General features: G+C 52.0%; 1 protein-coding gene. It reads left to right on the top strand.

The genetic code is table 11. From position 1 onward, the window contains the following. Positions 1-262, top strand: a 262-nt coding sequence (locus tag HK24_RS13920; RefSeq protein ID WP_233126224.1) for a hypothetical protein, incomplete at its 5' end; no start/stop codon positions are given. Positions 263-921: the final 659 nt, after the last annotated feature.

The raw sequence follows: 921 nt of genomic DNA, 5'->3' as shown, positions 1-921 counted from the left end.
CAGCCCGGTAGCTCGTCAGGCTCATAACCTGAAGGCCGTAGGTTCAAATCCTACCCCCGCAACCACTTCCATCATAAATCTCTATAAATCGACTGCTGACGTAGATGTCCCCGCGTCATTTCAGTCGCCTACGCGCGTCTCGGCCGTCGAAAAAGGGACGAGCGATTACGCGCGGCTACGCCACGCCATGGCCAACAGGGCCGCCTCAATGGTTTCTCCGATCGTTTGTTCAATACTTATCGAAGGAAACCATAATGTCTAAAGATCAGGAAATACGAGACCTGATCCGTTTTCGAAGCCGCTTGCCAGGCCTTACGCTAAGTGGGCATTCCGCTTCCGCCCTCATGTCGGTCATCCAGGTGACTGGGAGAGTTTCCCGAAAGCCGACATTGGTACACGAACAAAGATAGATCGAGTGTGAGACATTCTTGCTGTTAACCAACATGCCTGAGAGAGACGGGGTACGTATGAAATGGCTATCTAATATAAAGGTCATGGTCATCTGATGACCGAGGAAGACTGATCGATATCGTTTCCTTCGAACCAAGCACCTCAGGATGGGGTGAGCAGGAAAGTCTGCGCTGTGGCTAAGCCCAGACGCTATTCGTACTAAATCTGTTCATCCGCGCCCCAAATAGCCAAAGACCGCAAGCTGGACACGACGGCCAAGCTCCTCCAAGCCTACCTCCCCTATACGTCCTGCCATATCGGTCATACCGCGTGTGAGGCCAATGACGTCCACGGTCAACGTTGCGGCATCCGAATGGCATTTTCCGGCCCGATTCAAAACGTTAAGGACACAAGTATAAATCTGGTCAGAGCCAGACATCGACGGCTTCGTCTGCGGGAGCCTAGTTGTTTAGTCCCGTGGTTTGATGGGTTGGGTTGATGATGAATCTTTCTGGCTCTGAAGTCCATATT

The organism is Gluconobacter sp. DsW_058, assembly GCF_002153615.1.
GTDB lineage: Bacteria > Pseudomonadota > Alphaproteobacteria > Acetobacterales > Acetobacteraceae > Gluconobacter > Gluconobacter cerinus.
Note: the sequence above shows the minus strand (reverse complement) of the source record. Positions and strands in the feature narration are given on the sequence as shown.